The 26,581-nt window shown below is 68.5% G+C and carries 22 protein-coding genes; 5 read left to right on the top strand and 17 right to left on the bottom strand.

The features are described 5' to 3' along the window. Position 1: 1 nt before the first annotated feature. The 3 genes from BSY19_RS08555 (at position 2) to BSY19_RS08545 (ending at position 4,329) form a co-directional block, all read left to right on the top strand. On the top strand, positions 2-793 hold the full coding sequence (locus BSY19_RS08555; protein ID WP_069053790.1) for an ABC transporter ATP-binding protein: 792 nt from the start codon (positions 2-4) through the stop codon (positions 791-793). Between the two features lie 162 nt (positions 794-955). Then, positions 956-2,749: a NirA family protein gene (locus BSY19_RS08550; RefSeq protein WP_069053789.1), complete on the top strand. Its 1,794-nt coding sequence runs from the start codon at positions 956-958 to the stop codon at positions 2,747-2,749. After that, positions 2,746-4,329 (top strand): sulfite reductase subunit alpha, encoded by a 1,584-nt coding sequence (locus BSY19_RS08545; RefSeq protein ID WP_069053788.1) that lies wholly within the window; start codon positions 2,746-2,748, stop codon positions 4,327-4,329. The genes BSY19_RS08550 and BSY19_RS08545 overlap by 4 nt, the downstream gene beginning before the upstream one ends. Positions 4,330-4,420: 91 nt before the next feature. Here the strand turns inward: BSY19_RS08545 and BSY19_RS08540 are convergent, their stop codons facing one another. From BSY19_RS08540 to BSY19_RS08485, 12 genes are all read right to left on the bottom strand, one after another. Continuing rightward, entirely contained in the window at positions 4,421-5,266 is an 846-nt protein-coding gene (locus tag BSY19_RS08540) for an inositol monophosphatase family protein (protein ID WP_069053787.1), read from the bottom strand. A 21-nt stretch (positions 5,267-5,287) separates the two neighbouring features. Further along, complete coding sequence (locus BSY19_RS08535) at positions 5,288-6,130, bottom strand: endonuclease/exonuclease/phosphatase family protein (protein WP_069053786.1); 843 nt, start codon at positions 6,128-6,130, stop codon at positions 5,288-5,290. 16 nt (positions 6,131-6,146) lie between these two features. Further along, the gene (locus BSY19_RS08530; RefSeq protein WP_069053785.1) at positions 6,147-7,013 is read right to left on the bottom strand and encodes a carbohydrate ABC transporter permease; all 867 of its coding nucleotides are present in this window, start codon (positions 7,011-7,013) and stop codon (positions 6,147-6,149) included. Continuing rightward, positions 7,010-7,888: a carbohydrate ABC transporter permease gene (locus BSY19_RS08525; RefSeq protein ID WP_069053784.1), complete on the bottom strand. Its 879-nt coding sequence runs from the start codon at positions 7,886-7,888 to the stop codon at positions 7,010-7,012. Before BSY19_RS08525 ends, BSY19_RS08530 begins: the two co-directional genes overlap by 4 nt. A 20-nt stretch (positions 7,889-7,908) precedes the next feature. Further along, entirely contained in the window at positions 7,909-9,201 is a 1,293-nt protein-coding gene (locus BSY19_RS08520; RefSeq protein WP_069053783.1) for an ABC transporter substrate-binding protein, read from the bottom strand. A gap of 51 nt (positions 9,202-9,252) precedes the next feature. Then, positions 9,253-10,296 carry an ABC transporter ATP-binding protein gene (locus BSY19_RS08515; protein ID WP_069053782.1) on the bottom strand — a complete coding sequence of 348 codons (1,044 nt, stop codon included), beginning with the start codon at positions 10,294-10,296 and terminating at the stop codon, positions 9,253-9,255. A gap of 129 nt (positions 10,297-10,425) precedes the next feature. After that, positions 10,426-11,571, bottom strand: coding sequence for an AGE family epimerase/isomerase (locus BSY19_RS08510; protein ID WP_069053781.1), 1,146 nt, complete (start codon positions 11,569-11,571; stop codon positions 10,426-10,428). Between the two features lie 245 nt (positions 11,572-11,816). Next, positions 11,817-12,035, bottom strand: a complete 219-nt coding sequence (locus BSY19_RS08505) for a hypothetical protein (protein ID WP_067255050.1) — start codon at positions 12,033-12,035, stop codon at positions 11,817-11,819. A gap of 117 nt (positions 12,036-12,152) precedes the next feature. After that, complete coding sequence (locus tag BSY19_RS08500; RefSeq protein WP_069053780.1) at positions 12,153-13,193, bottom strand: GGDEF domain-containing protein; 1,041 nt, start codon at positions 13,191-13,193, stop codon at positions 12,153-12,155. 14 nt (positions 13,194-13,207) lie between these two features. Continuing rightward, positions 13,208-15,889 carry a methyl-accepting chemotaxis protein gene (locus BSY19_RS08495; protein ID WP_069053779.1) on the bottom strand — a complete coding sequence of 894 codons (2,682 nt, stop codon included), beginning with the start codon at positions 15,887-15,889 and terminating at the stop codon, positions 13,208-13,210. 216 nt (positions 15,890-16,105) lie between these two features. Further along, entirely contained in the window at positions 16,106-16,645 is a 540-nt protein-coding gene (locus tag BSY19_RS08490; protein ID WP_069053778.1) for a VOC family protein, read from the bottom strand. A 124-nt stretch (positions 16,646-16,769) separates the two neighbouring features. Next, positions 16,770-17,789 (bottom strand): TRAP transporter substrate-binding protein, encoded by a 1,020-nt coding sequence (locus BSY19_RS08485; RefSeq protein ID WP_069053777.1) that lies wholly within the window; start codon positions 17,787-17,789, stop codon positions 16,770-16,772. A 119-nt stretch (positions 17,790-17,908) separates the two neighbouring features. On the opposite strand from BSY19_RS08485, the gene BSY19_RS08480 reads away from it, so the two are divergent. Beyond that, positions 17,909-18,964, top strand: coding sequence for a LacI family DNA-binding transcriptional regulator (locus tag BSY19_RS08480; RefSeq protein WP_069056950.1), 1,056 nt, complete (start codon positions 17,909-17,911; stop codon positions 18,962-18,964). A gap of 28 nt (positions 18,965-18,992) precedes the next feature. On the opposite strand, the gene BSY19_RS08475 is transcribed toward BSY19_RS08480, so the two are convergent. The 4 genes from BSY19_RS08475 to BSY19_RS08460 all read right to left on the bottom strand — a co-directional run bounded on the left by BSY19_RS08475 (position 18,993) and on the right by BSY19_RS08460 (position 24,457). Beyond that, positions 18,993-20,873 (bottom strand): TRAP transporter large permease, encoded by a 1,881-nt coding sequence (locus BSY19_RS08475; RefSeq protein ID WP_069053776.1) that lies wholly within the window; start codon positions 20,871-20,873, stop codon positions 18,993-18,995. Between the two features lie 149 nt (positions 20,874-21,022). After that, complete coding sequence (locus BSY19_RS08470; RefSeq protein WP_069053775.1) at positions 21,023-22,393, bottom strand: four-carbon acid sugar kinase family protein; 1,371 nt, start codon at positions 22,391-22,393, stop codon at positions 21,023-21,025. Then, positions 22,390-23,649: a ribulose-bisphosphate carboxylase large subunit family protein gene (locus tag BSY19_RS08465; RefSeq protein ID WP_069053774.1), complete on the bottom strand. Its 1,260-nt coding sequence runs from the start codon at positions 23,647-23,649 to the stop codon at positions 22,390-22,392. Before BSY19_RS08465 ends, BSY19_RS08470 begins: the two co-directional genes overlap by 4 nt. 13 nt (positions 23,650-23,662) lie before the next feature. Then, positions 23,663-24,457: an SDR family NAD(P)-dependent oxidoreductase gene (locus tag BSY19_RS08460; RefSeq protein WP_069053773.1), complete on the bottom strand. Its 795-nt coding sequence runs from the start codon at positions 24,455-24,457 to the stop codon at positions 23,663-23,665. A gap of 238 nt (positions 24,458-24,695) precedes the next feature. Between BSY19_RS08460 and BSY19_RS08455 the strand changes: the two genes are divergently transcribed. Beyond that, on the top strand, positions 24,696-25,577 hold the full coding sequence (locus BSY19_RS08455) for a LysR substrate-binding domain-containing protein (RefSeq protein WP_069053772.1): 882 nt from the start codon (positions 24,696-24,698) through the stop codon (positions 25,575-25,577). A 41-nt stretch (positions 25,578-25,618) separates the two neighbouring features. On the opposite strand, the gene BSY19_RS08450 is transcribed toward BSY19_RS08455, so the two are convergent. Next, the gene (locus BSY19_RS08450) at positions 25,619-26,521 is read right to left on the bottom strand and encodes a LysR substrate-binding domain-containing protein (RefSeq protein WP_069053771.1); all 903 of its coding nucleotides are present in this window, start codon (positions 26,519-26,521) and stop codon (positions 25,619-25,621) included. Positions 26,522-26,581 lie beyond the last annotated feature (60 nt).

Below are 26,581 nucleotides of genomic sequence, written 5' to 3'. Positions count from 1 at the left end.
GATGAGCTATCTCAAGATCGACCATGTCGACAAAACCTTCCAGCGCGGCGCGACCTCGACCCCCGTTCTCAAGGACATCAGCCTCGACATCGAGAAGGGCGAATACGTCTCGGTGATCGGCCATTCCGGCTGCGGCAAGTCGACCCTGCTCAACATCATCGCGGGGCTGACGCCGATCACGAGCGGCGCGGTCCTGCTCGAAGGCCGGGAGGTCCGCGATCCCGGCCCCGAGCGCGCCGTGGTGTTCCAGAACCACTCGCTGCTGCCCTGGCTCACCGTCTACGACAATGTCGCGCTGGCCGTGAACAAGGTCTTCGGCGGGCGCAAGTCGAAGGCCGAGCGGCATGACTGGATCATGCATAATCTCGACCTCGTCCAGATGGGGCACGCCAGGGACAAGCGCCCGGCCGAGATCTCCGGCGGCATGAAGCAGCGCGTCGGCATCGCGCGCGGCCTGTCGATGGAACCGAAGATCCTGCTGCTCGACGAGCCTTTTGGGGCGCTCGACGCATTGACCCGCGCCCATCTGCAGGATTCGATCATGCAGATCCACGCCACGCTCGGAAACACGATGATCATGATCACCCATGACGTCGACGAGGCGGTGCTGCTCTCGGACCGCATCGTGATGATGACGAACGGCCCCTCGGCCCGCATCGGCGAGGTGCTCGACGTCCGGCTCGCCCGCCCGCGCAAGCGGCTCGATCTGGTCTCCGACCGCACCTACATCGCCGCGCGCGAGGCGGTGCTGAAATTCCTCTACGAGCGCCACCGCTTCGTCGAGGCGGCGTGAGCCCTTGATGCCACCCTCCGCGTCATCCCGGACGCAGCGAAGCGGAGCTCCGGGATCCATCATTGAGCGCCGTCGAGCCCTCCTATGGATCCCGGGTCAAGCCCGGGATGACGGTTCAGGTTGGGGAGATGGGTTCACCCCACGACCCGGAAAAGCGAAACCATGAGCGACGACTTCACCCCCGAGCAGAAGCGCTATCTCGAAGGCTTCATGTCCGGCATGCAGTCCGCCCGCACGGCGCGGGGCCTCGGCCCGCTCGGCGGCAAGGCGACGCCGTCGGCCGCGCCGTCAGGCCCCGATCGCGAGCATCTGGAGGCGCAGGCGCGCCAAGTCGCGGCCGGCGGCAAACTCGTCGACCAGGAGAAATGGAAGGCTGCCGAGCATCCTTTCGACGCCTATGCCCGCTTCAAGCAGCAGGCGGGGGCCGGCCTCTATCCCAAGCCGGACGACAATTTCCGCTGGCGCTATCACGGGCTGTTCTATGTGGCGCCCGCGCAGAACAGCTATATGTGCCGCCTGCGCATCCCCAATGGCATCCTGACCTCCTGGCAGTTCGAGGGCGTCGCCGATCTGGCCGAGCGCCTGGGTGGCGGCTACAGCCATGTCACCACCCGCGCCAATCTCCAGGTCCGCGAGATCACGGCCGAGAACGGGCCGGCCTTCCTCGAAGGGCTCGTCGATCTCGGCCTCACCGCGAAGGGCTCCGGCGCCGACAACATCCGCAACGTCACCGGTTCGGCCACCGCCGGCATCGACCCGCTCGAACTGCTCGACACGCGGCCCCATGCCCGCGCCTGGCACCACCATATCCTGAACGACCGCTCGCTCTACGGCCTGCCGCGCAAGTTCAACGTCGCCTTCGACGGCGCCGGATCGATCGCAACGCTGGAGGACACCAACGACATCGGCTTCCAGGCGATCGAAGTGCTGGAGGGCGCGAGCTTCGAGGGACAGCCCGTGGCGCCCGGTATCTGGTATCGCCTCGCGCTCGGCGGCATCACCGGCCACAAGGATCTCGCCCGCGACACCGGCGTCGTCGTCGCGCCCGCGGATGCGATCGCGGTCTCAGACGCGATCCTGCGCGTCTTCATCGCCAACGGTGACCGCACTGACCGCCATCGCTCGCGGCTGAAATATGTCCTCGACGCCTGGGGCTTCGAGCGCTTCCTCGCCGCGGTTGAGGAGAGGCTGGGTCGCCGCCTGATCCGGGTCGAGACCGCCTTCGTGGCGCCGCGGCCCGTCTATGACCGGCTCGCCCATGTCGGCGTGCATCGCCAGCTCCAGCCGGGCCTCAACTGGGTCGGCGTGGCGTTGCCCGTCGGCAAGCTCACCGTGGCGCAGATGCGGGTCATCGCCGCCCTCGCGCGCCAATGCGGCGATGGCGACATCCGCCTGACCGTCTGGCAGAACCTGCTGATCTCCGGCGTGCCGGATGAGAAGATCGAGGACGTGCTGGCGCATCTCCAGGCGGCCGGGCTCTCGGCCGAGACCTCGGCGCTGCGCGCCGGGCTGATCGCCTGCACCGGTGCCACCGGCTGCAAATTCGCCGGCGCCTATACCAAGGAGGATGCGCTCGCCATCGCCGCGCATTGCGAGCCGCGGCTCACACTCGACCAGCCGGTGAACATCCATCTCACCGGCTGCCACAACTCCTGCGCCCAGCACTATATCGGCGATCTCGGCCTGATCGGCGCCAAGGTCCCGGTCGGCGAGGACGGCGACACGGTGCCGGGCTACCATGTCTTCGTCGGCGGCGGCTTCGGCATCGAGGGCGGCATCGGCCGCGAGTTCCGCACGAATGTGAAGGCGGAGGAGGCGCCGGCTCTGGTCGAGGCGATCCTGCGCACCTGGCAGACGCACCGCGCCGCGCCCGACGAGAGCTTTGTCGCCTTCGCCCGCCGCCATGAGATCGCCGCGCTGCAGGCCCTCGTCGCGCAGACGGGAGATGCGGCATGACCATCCAGACCCTGTCCCCCATCGTCCAGGTCCTGCCGGAGACGGCCCCTTTCAGCGAGGCGCAGCGCTCCTGGCTCAACGGCTTCTTCGCCGGGCTGCTCTCGCTCGACAATGCCGGCGTGACCGCGCTCTCCCCGACCGAGAACGCCGCTGTCATGGCCGAGACCGATGATGGGGCCCCCTGGCACGACCCTTCGCTCGCGATCACCGAGCGCATGCAGCTCGCTGAGGGCAAACCGCTTCCCCGCCGGCTCTTCGCCGCCATGGCCCAGCAGGATTGCGGCCAGTGCGGCTATGTCTGCGAGACCTATTCGGCCGCGATCGCCTCGGGAGCCGAGGCGCGGCTCAATCTCTGCGCGCCCGGCGGCAAGGATACGCTGCGCCAGCTCAAGACGCTCATGGATGAGGGCGGACCGGCCGCTCCTGCCGCGCCTGCATCCCCCTCTGCGCCCGCGACGCTCGGCCCTCTCGGCCGCTGCCGCGAGAACCCGGCACTCGCCACCTTCCTGTCCCGCCGCAAGCTCAATGGCGAGGGCTCGCAGAAGGAGACCTGGCATGTCGAGTTCGATCTCTCCGGCTGCGGGCTCGACTATGTCGTGGGGGATGCCTTCGGCGTCATCGCCCGGAACGATCCGCGGCTGGCCGACGCCGTCATCGCTCTTCTGGGTGCGCGCCCCGATGCCGATGTCGGCGGCGTCCCGTTGCGCGACGCGCTGATCGCGCAGCGTGCACTCGGCCCCGCGCCCGACGCGCTGTTCCAGCTCATCTCCTATGTCACCGGCGGCGAGACGCGGGCCAAGGCGAAGCGGCTCGCCGCGGGCGAGGATCCCGATGGCGATCTCGACCGGCTCGACGTGCTCGGCACGCTGCACAAATTCGCGCAGGCGCGGCTCTCGCCGGAGGCCTTTGTCGAGGCGCTCGATCCCCTCCAGCCACGGCTCTACTCGATCTCGTCCTCGCACAACGCCACGCCGGGTCGCGTCTCGCTGACGGTGGATGCGGTGCGCTACCGCATCGGCACGCGCCCGCGCTGGGGCGTGGCCTCGACCTTCCTCGCCGAACGCGTCGCGCCCGGCGATACGGTGCCGGTCTATGTCCAGCGCGCGCATGGCTTCGGCCTGCCGGCAAATCCGGATACGCCGATCATCATGTGCGGGCCGGGCACTGGCATCGCGCCGTTCCGCGCCTTCCTGCACGACCGGCGGGCGACGAAGGCGCCGGGCCGCAACTGGCTGTTCTTCGGCCATCAGCGCCGCGCCAGCGATTTCTTCTACGAGGACGAGCTGGGCGCGATGAAGGAAGAGGGCCTGCTGACTAACCTCACCCTCGCCTGGTCGCGCGACGGCGACGAGAAGATCTACGTCCAGGACCGGATGCGCGAGCGCGGCGCGGAGCTCTTCGCCTGGCTGGAACAGGGCGCCCATTTCTATGTCTGTGGCGACGCCAAGCGCATGGCCAAGGATGTCGAGCTGGCGTTGGTCGACATCGTCGCCGCCCATGGCGGGCGCTCCGCGGAGGCGGCCCAAGCCTATCTCGCCGGACTTAAGAAAGCCGGCCGCTACCAGGCCGATGTGTACTGAACCGGCGTCGCCGGCCTTCGTTTCCGCGCGCCACGGGATCCAGGCTTCCAGACCTGCGTGAGCCTCGTCATCCGTGCGGATGGACGGCCCGTCATGCTAGCGGCCCAGATCCTGGGCCCGTGAGGCGGCCGCGGATTTCAAGCCAGCTTTCGGCGTCGGGCGCGCAGAGCAGCCCGGTCGAGGGCTTGCCTGGCCGGTAGAGGCTGCCATCGAGCATGCGGGCGTGGCCGCCGGCTTCGCCGAACAGCAGCACGCCGGGCGCATGGTCCCAGGGGTTCAGCCCGCCATAGAGCAGGAAGTCGCAGCGCCCCGCGGCGGCGAGGCGGTATTCCTGGCCGCAGCAGCGCAGCGATGCCACGCTGGCGAAGGCGGGGAAGCGGGCCGGCAGCGCGCTGCGCAGCGGCTCGGGGAAGTACTGCCAGCTCGCCATGCCGTTCATCGCCGCCAGGGCCACCGGCCTGCAGACGCGCAGATCGCGGGACGTGCCCGCTGAGCCCTCCAGCCATGCCCCCTCGCCCCGCAAAGCCAGCGCGCTGTCGTTCAGGACGGGGTCGTGGATCACCGCTCCCGCAGTCTCGCCCCTGACGATGGCGGCGGCCATGACGGCGAAGAGCGGCAGGTCGGAGGCGTAGTTCAGCGTGCCGTCGACCGGATCGATCACGAAGGCGAGTTCCGCCTCCGCCAGCCGCCCCAGCACGGCCGGGTCGCGCGTGGCAGCCTCTTCGCCGACGAGCAGCGCGCCGGGGAAGGCCCGCTCGAGCTCGGCGAAAATGAAACGCTCGGCCGCCTCGTCGGCCTCCGTCACGAGATCGCCCGGCGCCGCCTTCTCGCGCACCTCGCCGGCGGCGAGCTTGCGGAAGCGCGGCATGATCTCGCGCCGTGCCGCCTCGGCGAGGATGCCGTTCAGGCGATCGAGATCGCGCCGCGTGATCGTCACTGCCCTCTCCCGGTCCGGCCCTCAGCCGACATCGAACTCGACCAGGATCGGCTGGTGGTCGGAGGCACGCGTGTCGATATCGCAGACAATCCGTCGGGCGCGGGCCGCGAGATCGGGGGTCGCCAGCACATAGTCGAGGCAGCCCGGCGGGCCATAGGTCTGGTCGACGATGAAGGCGGTGGGCGGCGGCGGGGCATCGTCCATCAGTTCCGGCCAGAGATCGCGCAGCGGCGGCGTGCCGTCCTCGAAGGGCGCCATCAGCCGCGCCAAGGCGGAATCGTCCGGCCGCATGTTGAAATCCCCGGTCAGGATCGCGCTCGCCGTGCTCGGCGTCGGCGCATAGGTGTGCGGCCCCGGCGCGCGCGGCGTGCGGGCGCGCGACGCGGCCATGCGGTGCGCCTCCCGGATGCCTTCGACCTGCGCCGCCCGCAGCACCGGCGAGGAGTATTCGAGATGCGTCGTCATCAGCCGCACCGGCCCCAGCGGCGTCTCGGCGACCGCCTCGACCAGCACACGCGGCATGTTGCGCGTCGCCGCCGCCTCCCAGGGCAGGAGATGGCGCAGGGCCTGCGCGACGCGGTAGCGGGTCAGGATCAGGTTGCCGAAGCGCTTGCGCCCGCCCCGGCCGTCGTCGACATCGACGCCGATGCCCTCGATCGCGGTGAAGCCCGGCAGCATGTCGGCGAAGAGGGCGAACTGGTCGGTGTCGTCATTGCCGTCGAGGTCGGGGAAGTTCGCCGCAACCTCCTGCAGGCAGAGCACGTCGAAATCGGCCATCGCGCGGGCATGGTCGATGATGCGGCGGGGATCGACGCGATCGTCGGTGCCGCGCGCCCACTGGATGTTCCAGGTGATCAGCTTCATCGCAGCCGCGCCTTCGTCACTTGATGCCGGCGCGCATGAAGCTCTGCACGAACTGGCGCTGGAAGAGCAGGAAGCCGATCAGCAGCGGGGCCGAGGTCATCAGCGTCGCCGCGCAGATCACCGCCCAGTCGATGCCCTGGTCGCTCGACGAGAACACCTGCAGGCCCACCGTGAGCGGGCGCGACTCGACCGAGTTCGTCACCAGCAGCGGCCAGAGGAAGTTGTTCCAGTGATAGCTGACGGAGACCAGCCCATAGGCGATGTAGGTCGGCTTCGCGAGCGGGACATAGACCTTCATCAGCACCTGCAGCGGGCTCGCGCCCTCGACACGGGCGGCGTCGTCGAGTTCCTTCGGGACGGTCTTGAAGGTCTGCCGCAGCAGGAAGATGCCGAAGGCCGAGGCGATGTAGGGCAGCGCGATGGCGGGGATCGTGTCGATCAGATCGAGCCTGGCCAGCGTGCGGTAGTTCTCGACGATCAGCGCATCGGGCATGATCATCAGCTGCGCCAGGATGAGCGCGAAGGCGATGTCGCGGCCCCAGAAATCCTGCCGCGCCAGCGCATAGGCCGCCAGCGTCCCCAGCACGAGCTGGAAGGCCAGGATCATCGTCACCAGGATGAAGGTGTTGAGGAAGTAGCGGGCGAAGGGTGCCGCCGCCCAGGCCCGGGTGAAGTTGTCGAGCGTCAGCGGCGCCGTCAGCACGAAGCGGGTGGTGTACTCGGCCGGATGGATCGCCGCCCAGACGGCATAGGCCAGGGGCAGCACCCAGAGCAGCGCGAGCAGGATCGCCCCGGTCGATTCCAGCGTCAGAGCCAGGCCCTTGGGGGCGTAGGGGTCCGAGTGCGCCGCGGTGACGACCGGCTGGGGAGCGGGCGCGCTCATCGATAATGCGTCCTGCGCTCGAGAATGCCGTACTGGACGAAGGCGACCAGCGCCAGCAGCGCCAGCAGCACGCAGGTCAGCGTCGCCGCATAGGCCGTATCCCAGAAGCTGAAGCCGACCTGGTAGATGTAGAACAGCAGCAGCGTCGTCGCGTTGTCGGGCCCGCCCCGGGTCATGACGAAGATGTGGTCGACCATGCGGAAGGCGTTGATCACGGCATTGATCAGCACGAACAGCGTCGTCGGCATCAGCAGCGGAAACTGGATGCGCCGGAAATAGGTCCAGCGCGAGGCGCCCTCGATCGCTGCCGCTTCGCCGAGGCTGGGCGGCAGCGCCTGCAGGGCCGCCAGATAGAAGATCATGAAGAAGCCGGCTTCCTTCCAGATCGCGACGACCGTGATCGCCGCCAGCGCCGTGTCCTGCGAGCCCAGCCAGTTGGTGCTGCGCCCGCCGAACAGCCCGACGATCTGCTCCAGCAGCCCGTACTGCGGCGTGAAGAAGAACAGCCAGATATTGGCGACCGCGATCATCGGCAGGATCGTCGGCGTGAAGAACGCCATCCGCACCCAGGTCCGCCCGACGATCTTGTCGTTGACCCAGACCGCCATCAGGAGCGCGAGCGCGATCGAGGTGGGGATGGTGCCGAGCGCGAACCAGAGATTGTTCGACATCGCCTTCCAGAAGATCGGATCGGCGAGGAGCTGCTCGTAATTGTCGAGCCCGACGAAGCGCGCCGGGCGGCGCGCCTTGGGTGTCGAGTAGAAGCTCTCGACGAGAGTCGCGACCGCCGGCCAATGCGTGAAGAGAGCCAGGCAGGCCATGGCCGGCAGCAGAAGCAGCCAGCCATGGACCGTGGCGGTCGCGCGGGAGTTCATCGCGAGGCGGATCCCGTCTCTCAGCGATAGGGCTTCAGGATGCGTTCGGCCTCGGCCTGCGCATCCTCAAGCGCCTTCTGGGGCGGCTTCGTCCCGGTCAGCGCGGCCTGCAGCCCGTCATTGAGCGCCTTGGTGACGCGCTGGTTCTCATGGGTCGAGAGTTCGGCCACGGCATGCGGAAGCTGGTCGCGCGCCACCAGCGCCGGCGGGAAGCCCGCCGCATAGGTCTTCATCGCCGCCGTCTCATAAGCCGCCGGCGAGACCGCGACATAGCCGGTGTCGATGCCCCACTGGGCGGCGCGCTCGGGCGTCGTGATCCAGCGGATGAACTTGAAGGCGGCCTCCTGCTGGGCCGGCGTCGCCTTCTTCGAGAGGTAGAAGTTGCCACCACCGGTCGGGCTGCCGCGGCGCTTGCCGGCCGGCAGCATGGCGACGCCGAAGGGGAATTTGGCGTTGCTGCGGACATTGGTGAGGTTGCCCGTGGTGGTCCACATCATCGCGACCTTCTTCTCGAAGAAGTCCTTCGGCGTGGTGCCCCATTCGACGATGCCGGGGGGATGGACCTTGTGCTTCTGCGCGAGGTCGACCCAGTACTGCAGCGCCTCGACCACGGCGGGGTCGGCGTAACTGGTCGTGTTGCCGGCGGCATTGGCGAGGATCGCGCCGGCCTGCGTCGAGAGACCCTGGAACAGCCAGTAGGGGAAGCCCGAGGACGGGATCTGGATGCCCCATTGCGTGACGTTGCCCGACGCGTCCTTCTTGGTCAGCTTCTGGGCGAAGTCGAGCTGCTCGGCCCAGCTCGCCGGCGGCTTCTCGGGATCGAGCCCGGCTTCCTTGAACAGCTCCTTGTTCCAGTAGAGCACCACGGTCGAGCGCTGGAAGGGAATGCCCCAGGTCTTGCCGCCGGTCTGGCTGTTTTCCATGAAGGCCGGGAAGAAGGAGGCGAGCCACTTCTTGTCGTCCTCGGTCTTCACGAAGCTGTCGAAGGGGACGATCGCGTCCTCGTCGATCAGCGTGAACATGTCGGTGGAGAGCAGGACCGAGGTCACCGGCGGCGTGCCGCTCTTGTGCGCGGTCAGCGCCTTGACGATCGTCTCCTGATAGGTACCGGCATAGATCGGCTTCAGCTTGATCGACGGGTTCTCTTTCTCGAAATCCGCGGCGTAGGTGTCGATCAGCTTGGTGATCGGCCCGCCGACGGCGACCGGGTAAAAGAAGGAAACCTCCGTCGCCGCCTGCGCCCGGGCGAGGCCCGGCAGGGCCAAGGATCCCGCGAGCGCCGCAGCGCCGCTCAATACGTCACGCCTGTCCATTTTGTCTTCTCCCTGGTGAGGTGGCTTGCGCCCGACCCTTGTGAACGGATCTTAACCCGAAGCCACTTTGCGCTCGGACGCCTGGTCGAACCAGTGCAAGGCCGATTGTGACAATGTGATGTAGACGGTTTCGCCCGGCCTGGTGCGCACCTTGCCCGCCCGCCGGACGATGAAGCCGTGCCCCCCGATGCGGGTTTCGACCAGCGTGTCGGCACCGAGATATTCGACCGCCACGACCTCGGCGGCGATGCCGCTCTCGCCCAGTTCGGTCATCTCGGGGCGAATGCCGACGGCCAGAGTGGCCGGGTCATGCCCTTGCGGCGGCGTCAATTGACCGGCGCCGCCCGCCGCCAGGGCCGCCTGGAGCGGCAAGACGTTCATCGGCGGCGTGCCGACGAAACGCGCGACGAAGATGCTCGCCGGGTTCTCGTAGATCTCGTCGGGCGGGGCATCCTGCTCGATGCGGCCGTTGCGCATCAGCACGACCTGATCGGCCATCGTCATCGCCTCGACCTGATCATGCGTGACATAGACCATGGTGATCCCCAGACGCTGCTGGAGTTCGCGGATCTCGCGGCGCATCTCGACGCGCAGCTGCGCATCGAGATTCGAGAGCGGCTCGTCCATGAGGCAGACGGGAGCCTCCGCGACGACCGCCCGGCCCAGCGCCACACGCTGCTGCTGCCCGCCGGACAATTGCGAGGGCTTGCGGTCGAGCAGGCCCTCGAGACCGAGGATGTCGGCCGCACGCGCCAGCCGGGTGTCGCGCTCCGCCCGGGGCACTTTGCGCACCTCGAGACCGAAGGCGATGTTCTGTGCCACCGTCAGATGCGGGAACAGCGCATAGTTCTGGAAGACCATCGCGATCCCGCGCTGGGAGGGCTCGGCCCGGGTGACATCGCGGCCGCCGATCAGGATCGCGCCGCTGCTGGTGTCCTCGAGCCCGGCGATCAGGCGCAATGTCGTCGACTTGCCGCATCCGGACGGGCCGAGCAGCGCGACGAGCTTGCCGCCTTCCACGGTGAAACTGACCTCGTCGACCGCCGCCGCGCCGCCCCAGGTCTTCGAAACGGCTTTCAGCTCGACAGAAACCATGCGTCATCCGGACCGGCGCCCCTGATGCCAAACTGAGCCGGCACAGGGTCTGTGTTCTCTTTCGTCGATATGGCGCAAAATCATCCCGCAGCACAAGGCCGGTCCGACCGTCGCGCCGGCGCCTTTCGCTCAGCCCCGCGTTGCGACCAGCCGCTTGACGCGCACGACCTCCACCAGCGCCAGCAGCAGGTGGTAGAGCACGCGAACCGGAACCGCCGCCCGGTCGGGAGCACCGGCAGCGTCGATGCGGTTGATCCACAGGCCGCTGCCGCGATCGACGAAGCGCGCGAAGACCACGGCCAGATGCGGGTCGAGCCGTGCCCCCGCCCCTGCGTCATGCTCGAACTCGACGCGCGCCGCGAGGGCCTTGAGATACTCTGTCTGCGGCCAGAGCAGGCAGGCGCCGTCGAGCAGGCTGCCATCGGGCGCGATCTCGTTGACGACCGCGTGCGCCGGGCCCGGCCCATGGTGCCGGTCTGCGAAGCCGTAAAGCGCGCGCGCCGTCGCCTGCGCGCGAAGCCCGCCCGTGAGGCGGTCGTGGTGATGCAGCAGCCAGGTCCACTCGTAATGGTGTCCGGGCTCGCGGACCTGCCCCGCCCGTCCGGCGGCGGGCTGCCAGTCCTGCGTGAAGAACTCGCCGAGCGAACCGGAGCCGGCGTCGAGCATGCGCTCCTGCATCAGCCCGACCAGGCTCTCGGCCCGGGCGAGCCAGCGGTCGCCGCCCCCGCTTTCGGCCATGGCATGGCAGGCCTCGAGAAGGTGCATATGCGGGTTCTGCCGCCGCGACAGACTGCCCAGCGTGTCCTCGGCGAAGCCGCCCCCTGGATGGGCCAGCGTCGTCTCGATGAAACCCATCACCGCCTCGGCCCGCTCCAGCCAGACGGACTCGCCGCTCGCCCGCGCGAACCAGCCGCAGGCGAAAATGACGAAGGCGAGGTCGTAGAAATCCGACTTCGGATCGACCGGCTCGCCCCGGGTGGTGCAGCGATGGCTGAAACGCCCGTCCGGGCGGCGGCAGCAGCGCCAGAGGAAATCCATGCCGTGACGCGCCGCATCGAGCGCCCCTGGCACGCCGAGGAGGTGGGCATGGCTGAAGACATAGGCCAGCCGTGCCGTCACCAGCGTGCTGCGCGCGTCACTCTCGAGCGCGATGCCGTCGGGCGACACCATCTCGACATAGCCCGGCCTCTCGGCTGACCAAACCCGCCCGAGCCAGCCGGGGAGCAGCATCCCGACGAGCCAGTTCTCGATCGCATCCGCTCCGAAATCCTGCATGTCGCACTCCTCGTCTCGCGCTGTGTCCGAGCGCCCCGGGCGGAACGGGGTCTCGCGATCCCGCGCAGCGCTGCGGCATCATCGCCGATTCGGCGGCGCATCTCGCCCGGGCGAACGGCTGGCGATTTTTGGCCCCTAGCCGACCTCCGGAACGTCTGCTCCTGGCGGCCTGCTGAGGCCGGCGGGAAGCAGACGAAGGTGTCCCAAGCGAGCGTGGGTAGTCCCTCGTAACCGCCAAAGGGAGCCTAGCGGATCTTGATCACGCCTCCAGACGCGAGGCCGTATTTTGCCAGTGCATCTGCCGTCAGCTGTCGCTGGAGTTCGATCGTGGATCCCGCGGCCACCGATTGGTCGCGCTGAAGAATCCGCTCAGCGCTGGATTGCGTCGATGCCGCCACGACAAAAACCTGGACGCCGGGCTGCGTCCGGGACGTCACTGCAAACTGAAAACCCTGCACGGTCATCGCGGCCTCCTCGGTTTTCGCGCATATAACACTGCGGCGCTCCGCAACCCGGATAGGCACAAGCGATTGCCGATCCGAAATTCGGTGCGCCGAACAGCCATGTTCGGGCAGTTATCCTTACCGGGTCAGCGCGTCCTGGGTGACTGTTCGATTTCGCCCAGTGCGCTTGGCAGCCAAAAGTGCCTGGTCCGCGCGCTCGATCAACGAAGTTGGGGTGTCCCCCAGTTTATAGGCCGCGACACCAGACGAGATCGTGATGCGGCCGAGATTCTCGTTGGTGGAGCGTTTGATCAGTTCGCGCTTCAACAGAGCCTGCCGTACGGACTCAGCGTAGAGCTTCCCGTCATTCAGGTTTGTATCGGGCAGGATGATGGCAAATTCCTCGCCACCGAAGCGTGTGATGACAGCGCGATCGACCATGTGTTCCGTCATGGTGTGGGCGACCAGCCGCAGAACCTGATCGCCTGTGGCATGCCCGTGATCGTCGTTGAAGCGCTTGAAGTAATCAACGTCGGCAATGACCAAGGTGAGAGGAATGCCGTCCGAGGTCGCAACCTCTAAACACGCCTGCAGCCTCTCCTCGAAATGCCGCCGATTGGCGAGACCCGTGAGCGCGTCCGTCTGAGCCTCGATCCGGGTGGTTTCGAGGGCGTCTCGCAGGTGACTGATTTCGCGTGCACTGTCGCGCAGCTTCGATTCGAGCGTCGTTTTTCTGGCAACCTCGCTCTGGGTCGATAGCACGAGGGTCTCAACCCATTGGCGGAGCATGGTTCGATCCGCCGAAGCTGGGCCTTGTTGGGAGAGCGCAGAGATTTCGCTGTGGTAGAGTTCGCTGGCGTCCACGGCCTCGTTGATCTGGCGGGTCAGCCCAGCGATTTCCTCCAAGATTTGAGAACTTGTCCGGTTCGCTTCTTGAGCCAGGCGCTCGGTGGCCAGGTATCGATGGTACAGGCCGTCGATGACCGTCGCGCCAACGAAGCCGCCGTTGTCCACGCCCTGTTGCAGTTCTGCGCTCAGCGCCGGGATTGTGCCCGACAGATGCGCGTACCAGACCTCGAAGGTCCGAGGATGGGATGGCGATCTGTGAAGGCGCATCGCCGCAACGACGCGATCAGCAAGATCGTCTTGATCGATACGCTGCGCAACGACGTTGGTCATGCCACACCGCGATCTCAGAACTCTTCCCAGCCCGCATCACCGGCGCGGCTGTTGGCAACCTTCCTGGCGGGTGCCGGCGCCGGGCGCGGGGCGGGAGCCGCCATGCGGGGCGCCGGAGTCTTGTGAGCGAAGGCGACTTCCGCGAGCTGGCGCAGGCGGGCGGGCTCGCCGGCAGGGGCCGGCACCGCTGCGGCGCGGCCTGCGTCCGGCCCGGTCTTGAAGGCGGCGACGAGGTCGTTGAGCTGGGCGATCTTGCCCGAGAGCGAGCCGGCAGACGCCGCGCTCTGTTCCGACAGCGCCGCGTTCTGCTGGGTCATCTCGTCGAGATGGGCGACCGCCTGGCTCATCTCGTCGATTCCGCTCGCCTGTTCGCCCGAGGCGGCAGAGATTTCCGCGATGGTGGCCGCGACCTTCTCGGAGGCTGCCAGAATCTGGCTGAGCTGTTCGCCGGCCTGACGGACGAGCTTCACGCCCTCGCCGACCTCACTGTTCGACGAGGAGATCAGCGCCGAGATGTCCTTGGCGGCCTCGCTCGACCGCTGCGCCAGGGTGCGCACCTCCGAGGCCACGACGGCGAAGCCCTTGCCGGCATCGCCGGCACGGGCCGCCTCGACGGCGGCGTTCAGCGCCAGCAGATTGGTCTGGAAGGCGATGTCGTCGATCACGCGGATGATGTCGGAGATCTTGGTCGAGGCGCTCTCGATGCGCGACATCGCGTCGACCGCCTTCCCGGCGATGGCGCCACCGGTCTGCGCCGCCTGCATGGCCTCCGTGGCGACGCTCGCCGCCTGGCGCGAGGCGTGGGCGGTGGCCTTGACCGAAGCCGCAAGCTGCTCGGTCGTCGCCGCCGTCTCTTCCAGCGACGAGGCCTGATCCTCGGTGCGCTTGGAGAGGTCGTCGGCACCCATGTTGATCTCGCGCGCCGCCAGCCCGACATCGGCCGAGGTCAGCTGGATCGTGCGGACGGTCGAGGACAGGCGGTCGACGGTCTCGTTGATCGCCGTCTTCAGGGTCGCGAAGACGCCGTGATAGTCGCCCGAGACCGGGCGCGTCAGATCGGCGGCGGCAATGGCCTGCATCGCCTGGGCGAACTCGGTCGTCGACTGCTCGACCACCGCCGAGACCTGGTTCAGGCCCATGGCGATGTCGCGGACGAAGCCGTCCTTGTCGTCCAGCGACAACCGCGCCGAGAAGTCGCCATTGCGGGCGGCATCGACGACCGCCGCCACTTCGGCCTCGCTCTGCAGCTCGGCGGTGACGTTGCGCCAGATCAGGGTGTGGCCCATGATCCGCCCACCTTCGTCAGCGATATAGGCCATGTCGACCATGATCGCCTCGGACCCGACATCGTAGCGCACCTTGCGGACCTGGCCGTTGTCGAGGATGAGCTGGCGCTTCAGATTGGGGTTGCTGCGGTAGCAATCGATGTGCTGGCCCATCATCGCCTCGACGCGGAAGCCCGGCGTGGCCGCCTGGAAGGTCGGCTCCAGCTGCTTCAGCGTCCGCAGCAGCGACGCGCTGATGAAGGTGATCTTCTCGCCCGGATCGGTGATCATCAGCATGGTCGGCGACTGGTTCATCGCCGAGGCCGTCAGGGCGCTGCGCCCAGCCTCGACACGACCCTGGTCGATCGCGCGGGCGATCTCGCCGATCTCGTTGCGGAGCCCGGCATGGGGCACGGGCGCGTCGTAATCGTTCGCCTCGTGGCGGCGCAGTGTCGCGACCAGATCGGCGAGAGGATTGCGGATCGTCCGGACGAACAGCAGCGCGAAGGCGAGGGCGATCAGCGCCGCCACCGCGGCGATCACGAGATCGCGCCGGGCCTTGCTTTCGATACCGTCGATGCGGGCGTCGATGAGCCGGATCAGCTGCGCCTGTCCGGCGGTCCAGAGAGCGTCAGCCGCTGCAACGAAGGCGATGGCCGCCGCCTCGACATCGGGCGCGCGCAGCGACGGCGCACGCTCCAGCGCGTAGTCCTCGCGCAGGGCCGCGGCCTGCTTCGCCACGAGCGCGCTCGCGTTGTCGAAGCCGCCGCGGGCACTGGCCAGGCCGGTGCCGAGGCTGCCATCGGCGTTGCCGGCGATGGCGGAGGCGAGCGAGGACTGGACGGCGGCAAGCGCGATGTCGAAGCGGGTCGCAGCCTGGACGAGAAGATCGTGCTGGCGCGGAGCGACCTTGCCCTGCGCGGCGAGAACCGGCTGCATGGCGGCGGCGAGCCCGGCCCGCGCGACCATCAGCTCCGGCAGGCGGACGGCGACGACGTCCATGACGTAGTAGGAATCGACATCCGGATCGAGCGTGAGGTTCGAGCCGTCGGCGATCTTCTGGATCGCCACCTGCCCGGCATCCCCGATCCGCACCTTGTCCTTCTCCTCGGACAGGGCCCGGGAGAACGTGCTCAACGCCTCGCCGGCCTTCAGGGCGTCGGCCTCGGCTTGCCTTGCCTTGACCCGCTGAGCCGCGCCCGACAGGCGATCGGCCGCGGTGTTCGGCGCCGTGCCGGCCGAGAGCGCCGTCCAGACGTCACCCAGCAGGCGGGCGCCGGTAACTTCGAGCGACGAGAACGAGACATCCTTTTTGACCTGCTGCCCGAACAGCAGCGTCAGGTGCCCGACGGGCAGCATCATCAGCGCCATGATCACGGCGATTTTCGCGCCCACCGTCAGGGAAGCGATCCGGGTAGCCAGCATTTTCATGGGAGGGGGGTTCCACAGGTGTCGTCAGCCGGGCGAACCATGGGCCCCGAGCGTTAACGATGACCTAAGGTAACCTTTGAATTCGCAGGGCTTCCGGCGAATTTTCGAAAAAGGCGAACGATTTCGCTCGATTGAAGCGACGTCCGACTAAAGTCTTATGTTCCACCCCTGCTTCGGCCGCTTCGGTCGTGCGGCCGGCAGGCTCGCCGTCCCGCTTCAGAGCCGTGACAGATCCGGGAACGGGCGCACCGGCGCGGTGCCGTCCCACCCCTCCGACGCCTCGCGAATGAGGCGGAACATCTCGCCCTTGGGGCCCGCGACCTCGGACAACTCGATGACGGTGCCGGGGTGATAATGCGTGTCGAAATAGACGAAGCGGCCGCGCTCGCCGACCTCCCCGGACATCACCGGTTCGAAACCCTGCGCCGTCAGCCGGGCGAGATCGGCATCATAGTCGTCGGTCCAGTAGGCGACGTGCTGCAGGCCGCTGTGGCCGGCATCGGTGAAGTCCTTGTACATGGACGGCACGGCGTTGCGGCACTGAATCAATTCGATCTGGAGCGGCCCCGAATTCGCCAGCGCGACGGAGTTGTGCGGCTCGTAAGCCTCGCCCCGGTAACGGTAATTCCGGATCGGCACCTTCGGATTGTAGAAGAACGGACCGACCCCGAGCACGCGGCTCCAGTAGTCCATCGCGGCCTCGATATCGGGCACGACATAGCCGGCCTGGCGGATCTGGCCGAAGAAGCGGCTCATGCGGTTACCCTTGTCATCATCCGGTGGAAGCCCCCGGCCAGCCGGGGGCTGCTCGAGGCTGTGGGCCCTGGGGCCCGCAGCCGCTTTTGCTTCGCCGGCAAACAGGGCCGCCGGCCCCCGCCTCTCAGGCGAGCTTGCCCACGGCGTCCTCGAGCAGGCCCCAGGCCTCGGTGCCGAAGCGCTCCTGCCACTCCTTGTAGAACCCGGCCGCGCGCAGCTTGGCCCGGAAGCTGTCGGGGTCGGTCTTGTTGAAGGCGAGGCCCTTGGACTGGAGATCGGCCTGAACCGTCTCGTTGAGCGCCTTGATGTCGGCGCGCTGCTTGACGCCCGCATCGTTGATGGCATCGCCGACGATCTTCTGGAGATCGGCCGGCAGGCCGCGCCAGGCGCGGCCGTTGGCGATGAACCAGAACCCGTCCCAGATGTGGTTCGAGATCGCGCAGCTCTTCTGCACCTCGAAGAGCTTCGCCACCTGGATGATCGGCAGCGGGTTCTCCTGCGCGTCCACGACGCGGGTCTGCAGGGCGGTGTAGACTTCGCTGAACTGCAGGCTCGCCGGCGCGGCGTCGAGCGCCTTAAACATCGAGATCGAAAGCGGGCTGACCGGGACCCTGATCTTCAACCCGGTCATGTCCTTCGCCTGCTCGATCGGGCGGCCCGAGGTCGTCATCTGGCGGAAGCCGTTGTCCCACATCTTCTCGAAGGCGAAGAGGTTCACCTTGGCGATCGCCTCGCGGACATGGGCGCCGAGCTTGCCGTCCATCGCCTTCCAGACCTGGTCGTAGTCGGAGAAGGCGAAGCCGACGGCGTTGATCGCGGCGACCGGCACCAGCGTCGCGATCACCAGCGCCGAAGGCGTGAAGAAGGTGATACCGCCCGAGCGGACCTGGCTCAGCATGTCGGTGTCGCCGCCGAGCTGGTTGTTCGGGAAGATCTTGATCTCGACGCGGCCATTGCTCTCGCGCGCGACGCGCTCGGCAGCTTCCTGCGCGCGGATGTTGAGCGGGTGGCTGAGCGGCAGGTTGTTGCCGTATTTCAGCTCGAATTCGGCGGCCCGCGCGATGTGCGGGAAGCCGATCAGCGGCATGGCGGCGGGCGTGGCGGCAAGCGTCCGCAGAACCGCGCGGCGGGTCACAACAGTCATCTCTACCTCCCTGGGGTCGCTGGGCGATCCGATTGTTCGTGGTGTTCTTCCCTGGACGATAGGAAGCGGTCATGATGCCCGTCAAACTCAGTTTCTGATGGTTTTTGATGGATTTTGCGATGACGACGGATGTGCAGGACAAGCCGAAACGCAGCCGCTCGATGCGGATCGAGGATGTCGCCGAGCATGCCGGCGTCTCGACCGCCACGGTCGACCGCGTGCTCAACGGGCGCCCGGGCGTGCGCGCGCTCACCGTCCAGCGGGTGCTGAAGGCCGCCGGCGACATCGGCTACCTGATCGATGGGACGCAGCCGGCGAGCGCCCTGAAGCCGCTGCGCCTGGCCTTCCTGCTGCCGGCCGGAGGCAACCGCTTCCTCGGGATGCTCGGCCGGCTCATCGGCAGTTCGCAGGCGCAGCTCGCCTCGTTCAACATGCGGGCGCGGGTCGAGCATATCGAGAGCTTCCGGCCGGAACTGCTGGCGCAGCATCTCAAGGCGGTGGGCCGGGAGGTCGACGGCATCGCCTTCATGGCGCTGGAGCACCCGCTGGTGCGCGAGGCGGTCGACCGCCTGGCCGATCGCGGCATCCCGACCGTAACGCTCATTTCCGACATCGCGAATACGAGGCGCGTCGCCTATGTCGGGCTCGACAACCGCTCGGCCGGGCGCACGGCGGGTTACCTGATCGGCCGCTTCATCGGCCGCCGGCCGGCCAAGGTCGCGATGATCGCCGGCAGCCTGAGCTACCGCGCCCATGAGGAGCGGGAGATGGGCTTCCTCCATCTCTTCCAGGACCTGTTCCCGATGATCCAGGTGGTGGGCCTGCGCGAGGGCCATGACGAGGAGGCGCGCAACTACCGCCAGACCAAGACGCTGCTGGCACAGCATCCCGACCTCGCCGGGATCTACAACATCGGCGGCGGGCCCGAGGGGATCGCGCGGGCGCTGAAGGAGGCGGGCCGGCAGCAGGAGGTCGTCTTCGTCGGCCACGGGCTGACACCGGCGACGCGCAGCCTGCTGATCGAAGGCGCGATGGACGCCGTGATCACCCAGAACCCGCAGGCGGCGCTGATGGACTGCGTCTCGATCTTCGCCAATCTGCGCGCCGGCCTGCCCGCCACACAGGGCGTGGAGCGCCCGGGCACCGAGATCGTGCTGCGGGAGAACCTGCCCTGAGGAGGCGGGCAGCGGCGGGCCCTGCGCCTCAGAGGACGGCGATGGAGATGGCCGGGATCAGAGCGATCGCGAGCAGGCCGAGCAGCAGAGCGCCGAGATAGAACCACACCGTCTTCATCGCGGCGTCGGGATCGACCTTGCCAATCGAGCAGGCGATGTAGTGGCCGATGCCGATGGGCGGTGTGAACAGGCCGATGTTCATCGAGACCACCACGACCATGGCGTAATGCACCGGGTGGATGCCGAGATCCTTCGCGATCGGGAACATCAGCGGCGCCAGCAGCACGATCGCCGGCAGGCCCTCGAGCAGGCAGCCCAGCGTCAGGAAAACCGCGATCGTCACCGCCATGTAGACGATCCAGCCACCCGGCAGCCCCTTCATCACCGCGGCGAGATATTGCGCGAAGCCGGTCTGGGTCAGCACCCAGGCGGCGGCCGAGGCCGTGCCGAGGATGATCAGGATCGCGCCGGTCATCGCGGCCGTCTCGATCAGCATGCGGTACATCTGGGCGGCCTTGAGCCCGCCGTAGAGGATCATGCCCGCGATCAGGGCGTAGACGACGGCGATGGTCGAGACTTCGGTCGCCGTCGCGACGCCCTCCGTCACCGCGCCCCGGACGAGGAAGGGCAGCACGAGCGCAGGCGCCGCGATCATCAGCGCCTTGCCGATCATCGCCAGCGGCGCCCGGCGCACGCCCTCCAGCGCCTCGCCCCGCGCCTTCCAGCGCGCGGCCAGGGCGAGGATCAGCAGCAGGAAGAAGGCGACGACGAAGCCGCTGGCAAACAGCGCGGCGATCGAGATCCCGGCGACGGAGCCGATGACGATGAGCACGATCGAGGGCGGCACCGTGTCGGCCATGATCGCGCCCGTACCCAAGAGGGCGACCATCTCCTCGGGCTTGTTGCCGCGGCGCTTCATCTCGGGGAAGAGCGCCGGCGCGACCGTCGCCATATCCGAGACCTTGGAGCCGGATATGCCGGAAACGAGATAGAGCGAACCGAGCATGACATAGGACATGCCGGCCCGGACATGGCCGAACATCGAGGCGAGGAAATCGACGATCGCCTTGCCCATGCCCGTCGCGTCGAGAATGCAGCCGAGCAGCACGAAGACCGGCACCGAGAGCAGGATCAGGCTCGACATGCCCTCGTCCATGCGCCCGACGAGAACCGTCACCGGCAGCTTGGTCGAGAAGACGAGGAAGGCCATCGCGCCCGCGCCGAAGCAGAAGGCGATCGGCACGCCCATGGCGAGGCAGAGCGCGATGACACCGACGAGCAGGATCAGGATATTGGCCTTGCCGAGCCCGGCCAGCACCGGCGAGAGCAGCCAGAGCAGGCCGATGGTGGCCGCCACCAGCACAACCGCGGTCACGAGGTCGCGGCGCGGCGCCTCCGTCCAGAGCTTCACCGCCAGTACGAAGAGCATCAGCGCGATGCCGATCGGGATGCCGGCAACGCGCCAGGCGGTCGAGATGTTGAGCGCCGGTGAGGTCACCGGGAACTCGTCCATCCAGTGCTCGATCGCCGAGGGCAGCAGCGCGGCGAGGAAGGCCCCGATGACGACGAGGCCCGTCGTCTCCAGCAGCGCGCGGGCGCGCGGGCCGACCGCGTTGACCACCAGCGCGAGACGCAGATGCTCGCCGCGGTCGATGGCGATCACCGCGCCGAGCATCACGATCCAGAGGAACAGGAACGAGGCGATCTCGTCCGCCGCCGTGATCGGCGAGGACAGGACATAGCGCCAGAACACCGCGACCAGCACGAGCCCGATCAGCCCGACCAGGAGAAGCGCCACGAAGGCCTCCAGCGGCGCCATCAGGAAGCGCAGCCGCGCGCTCGGTCGCGGCGGGACCTGCTCCTCGATGGCGAAGGCCTGGGTTTCGCTGATCGGCGCTGCGTCGGACATCGCGGCCTCGCTGGGTGTTCGATGATGGATGGGCCGGCGGCACGCATCGCGCCTCCGGCAGAACTTGGCTCAGGTGAGGCCGCCGCCGGTGACCCGGGCGATCCCGCCGTCGCGCCTGCGCAGGCACAGCGCTGGAGATCGCGGCCCGGTCATGCGGCGCCGCCTCGGCGGACTGCGTCGAAGACATCGTCGCCGCCGACCTGGCCGCCCTTGAGCACCAGTTCGAGCCCGTCCCGCTCCGGCTCTGGCGCATGGGCGCGGCAGAGCGGCGCGCCGGGCGCAACCGGCGCGATCGCGGTCAGCGCGTCGATGCCGAGCTGGGCTGCCGCATGGCTCGAGGTGTCGCCGCCCGAGATCACCGCGCGCGTCAGCCGGGCCTCGCGCAGCACGCGGTCCAGGATGGTGCCGAGCGCCGCGCCGATCCGGTCGTTGACCGCCTCGATCGTGAGGCCTGCAACAGCCACCGCCTCGCGCAACCGCGCGACCGCCGGATCGTCGGGCCCTTGGGCGGAAAAGACGAGCGGGCTTTGGCCCTCCGCCAGCGCCGCCAGCGCGCGACGGGTCGCAGCCTCGATCTCGCTCTCCCAGGCACGAGCATCGACCGCGCGCTCGGCCGCGAGGCGGATCGGCGCGAAGCCCCGCTCCTGTGCCGTGGCGATCTGGCGGGCGGTGACGGGGGACACCGAACCGGACACGACCGCGATCTGCGTGACTGCCCCCGGCGAGGCCATAGCGGGCGCGGCCGGCAGCAGGCCGGCGGCGCGCCAATGCGCCACGAGCGCTGCCTCGACGCCCTGCGAGCCGATGGCGAAACAGGGCTGTCCGCCGCGCTGCCAGAGGAGACGGCCCGCCTCCTCCAGCGTCTGCGCATCCATGACGTCGATCGAGACGATGGCCGCGCCCTCCGCGAGCGCGGCGTCGAGCGCGGCATCGCCCGCGCCGCGCTTCATCGCGACGAAATCAACGAGGCCGATGGGCAGGTCGGTCTGGCGGGCGAGATGGCGGCCGAGATCGGCCTCGTCCATCGGCGTCACCGGGTGGCGGGCCATGACGGGATGCCGGTCGAGACGGTAGCCGCGGCCATGGGCGAGCGCGAAGAGATGGCCGAAGCTCTGGAAGCGGCCCATGCCGGGTTCACCAACGACGAGCGGGATCCAGCCTTCAAAGAGCCGCGCACCGATCTCCGCCGCCCGGCCGATCGAACCGATATGGGGCGCGGAATCAAAGGTCGAGCAGACCTTGTAGTGAAGGATGGGCGCACCGAGCGCCTTCAGCCCGGCGAAGATCGGCGGAAGGTGCTCATCCATCCAGGCCGGGCTGCGCGAGCGCGCGACGCCGGCGATGCCGATGCCGCGGCAATGCCGGAAGGCCGCCAGGCGCTCCGGCGTTGGCGGGGCGAGGAACAGCACCGCCTCCAGACCGGCGAAGGCGAGCGCCTCCATCGAGGCGGAGGAGCCGGTGAAATCATCGCCATAGAAGGCGACGAGCGGCCCCTCGGGGAGCGGGCGCGTCGCGCTCACGCCGCGATCTCCAGCGCCCGGCCGAGTTCAGGATGCGTAAGGGCGTGCTCGGCCAGCGGGATTCCGGCGATCGCCGCCGCCCAGGCCTCGCGCAGCGAGCGCACCCCCGCCGCGACCCCGTTGGGATGGGCCATCACGCCGCCACCGGCCGTCATGAGCAGGTCGGTGCTGCCGAGCGCGGCATAGGTGCCGTGCGCCTGCCGCACCGTCTGGCCCGAGGAGAACACCGGCATGACCGTGCAGGGCTTGTCGGCGAACATCGGCGTCAGGCATTCGCGCGCCGAGGCGATGACGCTGTCGTCGGTCTCCGAGAACTTGTTGGAGAGCCCGTTGACATGCATGTGGTCGGCCCCCGCCAGGCGCCAGAGCTTCTGCCAGGCGACATAGGACCAGCCCAGCATCGGGTGGCGCGAGAGATAGCCCCAGCCATTGCGATGGGCGTGGATCGGCAGTTGCGCGAAGCGCCCGAGCTCGATCATCCCGACGAGGCCGACCGAGTTCAGGCTCGCCATCAGGCAGGTGGCGCCATGGGCGAGCAGGGTGTCGTGGCGGCGGCGCATCTGGTCGAGATCGCCGGTCAGATTGAAGGCGAACATTGGCTTGCGGCCGGTGCGGTCGGCATGGCGCTCGATCACCGCCATCACCGCGGCGACGCGCTGGTCGAAGGGACAGGCCGGCCCGTCCGACTGCAATTCATCGTCCTTGATGAAGTCGATGCCGGCGCCGCAGAGCTCGTCGACGAGCGCGGCGGTCGCGGCCGCATCGAGCCCGACGCTCGGCTTGATGATGGTGCCGATCAGCGGGCGCCCCTCCACGCCAGCGAGGCGACGCGTGCCGGCGATGCCGAAACGCGGCCCGGGATAGGCCTCGCCGAAGGCTGCCGGCAGGCGGATGTCGAGGATCCGCAGACCGCTGGCGCATTTCAGCTCGAACAGGTTTCCGGCGACGGTGGCGAGCAGGTTGGGCAGGGACGGGCCGATATTCGCCAGCGGCCAGGACAGGGTGACGCGAGCCCGGGTGATGCGCTCGCCGGGGGCGCTCGCGACATTGGAGGGCAGAGAGCGGCCCGGAACGTCGCGCTCCAGGATCTCGAGCGCCACCACCCGTGCAGAGGCGCGCGCCTTCAGCTCCGGCGTCTCGCCGGGAATGGCCACGAAGGTGCCGCTCGACTGCTCGCCCGCCATGGTCTCGGCGGCGCGCGCGGGGTCGAGCGGTGTCTCCAGCAGATAGTCGGCCTCGAAGCGGTCTGTCAGCATCGATCGCGTCCTCTCAGGCCACGCGGCAGGTCAGGCCGCCATCGACCGGCAGCGCCACACCGTTGATGTAGGCGGCTTCGTCGGAGGCGAGGAACAGCGCCGCATGGGCGATGTCCCAAGCCGTGCCCATCTTGCCCGTCGGGCTGGCGGCGTCGCGCGCCGCGATCATCTCTTCGGTGCTGGCGTACTGCCCGGCGATCTGCTGGTGGATCAGCGGCGTGTTCATCATGCCCGGCATGATCGCATTCACGCGGATGCCCTCGCGGGCATATTGCAGCGCCAGTCCCATGGTGAAGTTGTTCACCGCCGCCTTGGCCGCGTAATAGGCGCTGTAGGGATAGCCGGTGTAGCGGATCGCGGCGACCGAGGAGACGTTGATGATCGCGCCCTTCTTCCGGGCGAGCATATGCGGCAGCACATGCTTGGCGGCGAGGAAGCAGGTTGTGACGTTGAGATCGAGCGTGCGGTGCCAGTCGGCCTCGTCGAGCTCGATCGGCCCGCCCATCCCGGCATAGCCGACATTGTTGTGCAGCACGTCGATCCGGCCATGGGCCGCGACGATCCCGGCGACCAGCGCCGCGACCTCGTCGGAGCGCGTGGCGTCGCAGGCATGAGCGCTGGCGCGGCCGCCCTCGGCGGCGATGAGGCCGGCCGTCTCTTCGGCCGCGGCGAGGTTGACGTCGACGCAGGCGACCTGGGCGCCCTCACGGGCGAAGACGACGGCCGTCGCCTTGCCGTTGCCCCAGCCGGGCCCGACCGAGCCCGCCCCGAAGACGATGGCGATCTTGTCCTGAAGCCGTCCAGCCATGCGCGCCTCCAACCGCAGCCCGCGCCGCCGGGGGGCGGGGCCTGGGCGTGCGGGCGTGTCCTCTTTGCGGGCGGATGGACGGTCTCAGCCGGGCGCCTCGCGGCCCCCGACTCCTCGCGTCTCCGACCCGGCTCGTTCTTGATCGTTGCGCACACGCTAGGCAGGGGCGAGCGAAAACGACATCCCAAATCGGCGCCGCCTGCTGTAAGATTTTCTCACAGCAGAAGGCCCTTCCCCCATGGCATCGCCCCGCCTCCCCCTCAACGCGCTGCGCGCCTTCGAAGCCACGGCGCGCCTCAACAGCATGTCCGCCGCCGCCGCCGAACTGGGCGTCACCCATGGTGCGATCAGCCGCCATGTCCGCAGTCTCGAGACCGAGTTCGGCGTGCCGCTGCTGAAGCGCCTGCCGAAATCGGTCGAGCCCACGGTACAGGGCGGGCAGCTCGCCGCGACGCTGGGAGACGCCTTCGCGCGGATGCAGCAGGGCGTGGCCGCGCTGGCGCCATTGCCGCTCACCCTCTCCTGCTCGGCCACGATCAGCATGCACTGGCTGATTCCCCGGCTGGGCGAATTCAAGCGCGCCAACCCGGACGTCGAGATCCGGCTCAACCTCAACTATGGCGAGGTCGATTTCCTGCGCGACGAGATCAGCCTCGCGATCCGCTCGACCATGTTCAAGGCGCCCCACGAGGTGATCATCCGGCCGCTGCTGCGCGAGCGCGTCGGTCCCGTCTGCCATCCCGACTACGCGCAGCGGCTCGGGCTGGCCCGGCCCGGCGACCTGGCGCGGGCGCGGCTGCTGGGCACGGCGACGCGGGTCCACGCGTGGCGGGAATGGATGGAGGCCTTCGGCTATCGCGGCGAGCCGCTGCAGCCGCAGGACAGCTTCGACCATTTCTACCTGCAGAACCAGGCGGCGGCCTGCGGACTGGGCGTCGCGATCGCGCCCGAGATCCTGGTCGCGGGCGAGATCGCGCGCGGCCATCTCGTCGCGCCCTTTGGCTTCGTCGACGGGCCGCACGAGCTCAATCTCTGGATCGCGCCGCATCTGCGCCACCGCTCCGACGTGAAGCGGCTGGCCGGCTGGATCGAGGCGGCGATGCACGCGCCGGGCGGCTGACCGCGAGCCTCTCCTCTCACGTCTTTCAAGCCGCGGCGTCCTTACGCGTGGTGGGTCGGGCTACCGGCGAGGCCGATCTCGTCGACGAGCCAGGCGGAGAAGAGGCCGATCAGCCCGCCCTGCCGGGTCTCGCGGGGGTAGACGAGGTGATGGCCGACATCGACGACATCGACCGTGCGGCCGCGCAGCGGCGCCACCAGCCGGCCGCTGGCGAGGTCGCGGCGGGCGAGAAGGGTCGATTCCAGCGCCAAACCGAGGCCGTCGGCCGCCACGCCGAGCGCGAGGAAGCTGCGGTCGAACCGCAGCGTGTGCTGCAGCGAGGGCGCCAGCCCGTTGGCCTCGAACCAGTGCGGCCAGCGCACCTGCTTGTTGTCGCTCAGGATCAGATTGCAGCGCAGCAGGTCCGCCGGGGTCTCGATGGCCGCGGCGAGTTCGGGGGAACAGAGCGGTGTCACCGTCTCGCTCCCCAGTGGCACCGCGATCACGCCGGCGGCATGGACCGGGCCGTAGACCACGTCGGCGTCGAAATCATCCGCGGTGAAGCGGGTGTAGTCGGTCCCGGCCGAGAGCCTGACCTCGATGCCGGGATGCCGGCCGAGAAAGTCCGACAGCCGCGGCGCCAGAATGGCGGACGCGATCGACGGTGCCGCATGCAGGCGCAGGACGCGCTGGCCCGAGCGGGCGGACACCGCCTCGACGCCGCGGCCGAGATGCGCGAACGCGGCAGAGACATGGCGCATCAGGAGATCGCCATTGACGGTGAGCCGGACATTGCGGCCGTCGCGTTCGATCAGCTGGACGCCCATCGCCCGTTCGAGGTTCTTGACCGCGTGCGAGACGGCGCTGGGCGAGAGCCGCAGTTCGTCCGCCGCGGCCTTCTGCGAGCCGCGACGCGCCACGGTCTCGAAGGCGCGAAGGGCCGACAGGGAGATCTGGTTCAGCACGGACGATTGATCTCGCTTCACGCCGGAACGCAGGGTTGCATCAGAATCACGCTCCAGGTG

Origin of the sequence: Bosea sp. RAC05 (assembly GCF_001713455.1) — a bacterium.
GTDB lineage: Bacteria > Pseudomonadota > Alphaproteobacteria > Rhizobiales > Beijerinckiaceae > Allobosea.
The sequence above is the reverse complement of the archived record's forward strand: the minus strand, read 5'-3'. Positions and strand labels throughout refer to the sequence as shown.

What these genes read in the sequence shown, in the direction of transcription:
- BSY19_RS08555 (WP_069053790.1), top strand. Translation starts at nt 2, where the DNA reads ATGAGCTATCTCAAGATCGACCATGTCGACAAAACCTTCCAGCGCGGC.
- BSY19_RS08550 (WP_069053789.1), top strand. Translation starts at nt 956, where the DNA reads ATGAGCGACGACTTCACCCCCGAGCAGAAGCGCTATCTCGAAGGCTTC.
- BSY19_RS08545 (WP_069053788.1), top strand. Translation starts at nt 2,746, where the DNA reads ATGACCATCCAGACCCTGTCCCCCATCGTCCAGGTCCTGCCGGAGACG.
- BSY19_RS08535 (WP_069053786.1), bottom strand. Translation starts at nt 6,130, where the DNA reads ATGAAGCTGATCACCTGGAACATCCAGTGGGCGCGCGGCACCGACGAT.
- BSY19_RS08530 (WP_069053785.1), bottom strand. Translation starts at nt 7,013, where the DNA reads ATGAGCGCGCCCGCTCCCCAGCCGGTCGTCACCGCGGCGCACTCGGAC.
- BSY19_RS08525 (WP_069053784.1), bottom strand. Translation starts at nt 7,888, where the DNA reads ATGAACTCCCGCGCGACCGCCACGGTCCATGGCTGGCTGCTTCTGCTG.
- BSY19_RS08520 (WP_069053783.1), bottom strand. Translation starts at nt 9,201, where the DNA reads ATGGACAGGCGTGACGTATTGAGCGGCGCTGCGGCGCTCGCGGGATCC.
- BSY19_RS08515 (WP_069053782.1), bottom strand. Translation starts at nt 10,296, where the DNA reads ATGGTTTCTGTCGAGCTGAAAGCCGTTTCGAAGACCTGGGGCGGCGCG.
- BSY19_RS08510 (WP_069053781.1), bottom strand. Translation starts at nt 11,571, where the DNA reads ATGCAGGATTTCGGAGCGGATGCGATCGAGAACTGGCTCGTCGGGATG.
- BSY19_RS08505 (WP_067255050.1), bottom strand. Translation starts at nt 12,035, where the DNA reads ATGACCGTGCAGGGTTTTCAGTTTGCAGTGACGTCCCGGACGCAGCCC.
- BSY19_RS08500 (WP_069053780.1), bottom strand. Translation starts at nt 13,193, where the DNA reads ATGACCAACGTCGTTGCGCAGCGTATCGATCAAGACGATCTTGCTGAT.
- BSY19_RS08495 (WP_069053779.1), bottom strand. Translation starts at nt 15,889, where the DNA reads ATGAAAATGCTGGCTACCCGGATCGCTTCCCTGACGGTGGGCGCGAAA.
- BSY19_RS08490 (WP_069053778.1), bottom strand. Translation starts at nt 16,645, where the DNA reads ATGAGCCGCTTCTTCGGCCAGATCCGCCAGGCCGGCTATGTCGTGCCC.
- BSY19_RS08485 (WP_069053777.1), bottom strand. Translation starts at nt 17,789, where the DNA reads ATGACTGTTGTGACCCGCCGCGCGGTTCTGCGGACGCTTGCCGCCACG.
- BSY19_RS08480 (WP_069056950.1), top strand. Translation starts at nt 17,909, where the DNA reads ATGACGACGGATGTGCAGGACAAGCCGAAACGCAGCCGCTCGATGCGG.
- BSY19_RS08475 (WP_069053776.1), bottom strand. Translation starts at nt 20,873, where the DNA reads ATGTCCGACGCAGCGCCGATCAGCGAAACCCAGGCCTTCGCCATCGAG.
- BSY19_RS08465 (WP_069053774.1), bottom strand. Translation starts at nt 23,649, where the DNA reads ATGCTGACAGACCGCTTCGAGGCCGACTATCTGCTGGAGACACCGCTC.
- BSY19_RS08460 (WP_069053773.1), bottom strand. Translation starts at nt 24,457, where the DNA reads ATGGCTGGACGGCTTCAGGACAAGATCGCCATCGTCTTCGGGGCGGGC.
- BSY19_RS08455 (WP_069053772.1), top strand. Translation starts at nt 24,696, where the DNA reads ATGGCATCGCCCCGCCTCCCCCTCAACGCGCTGCGCGCCTTCGAAGCC.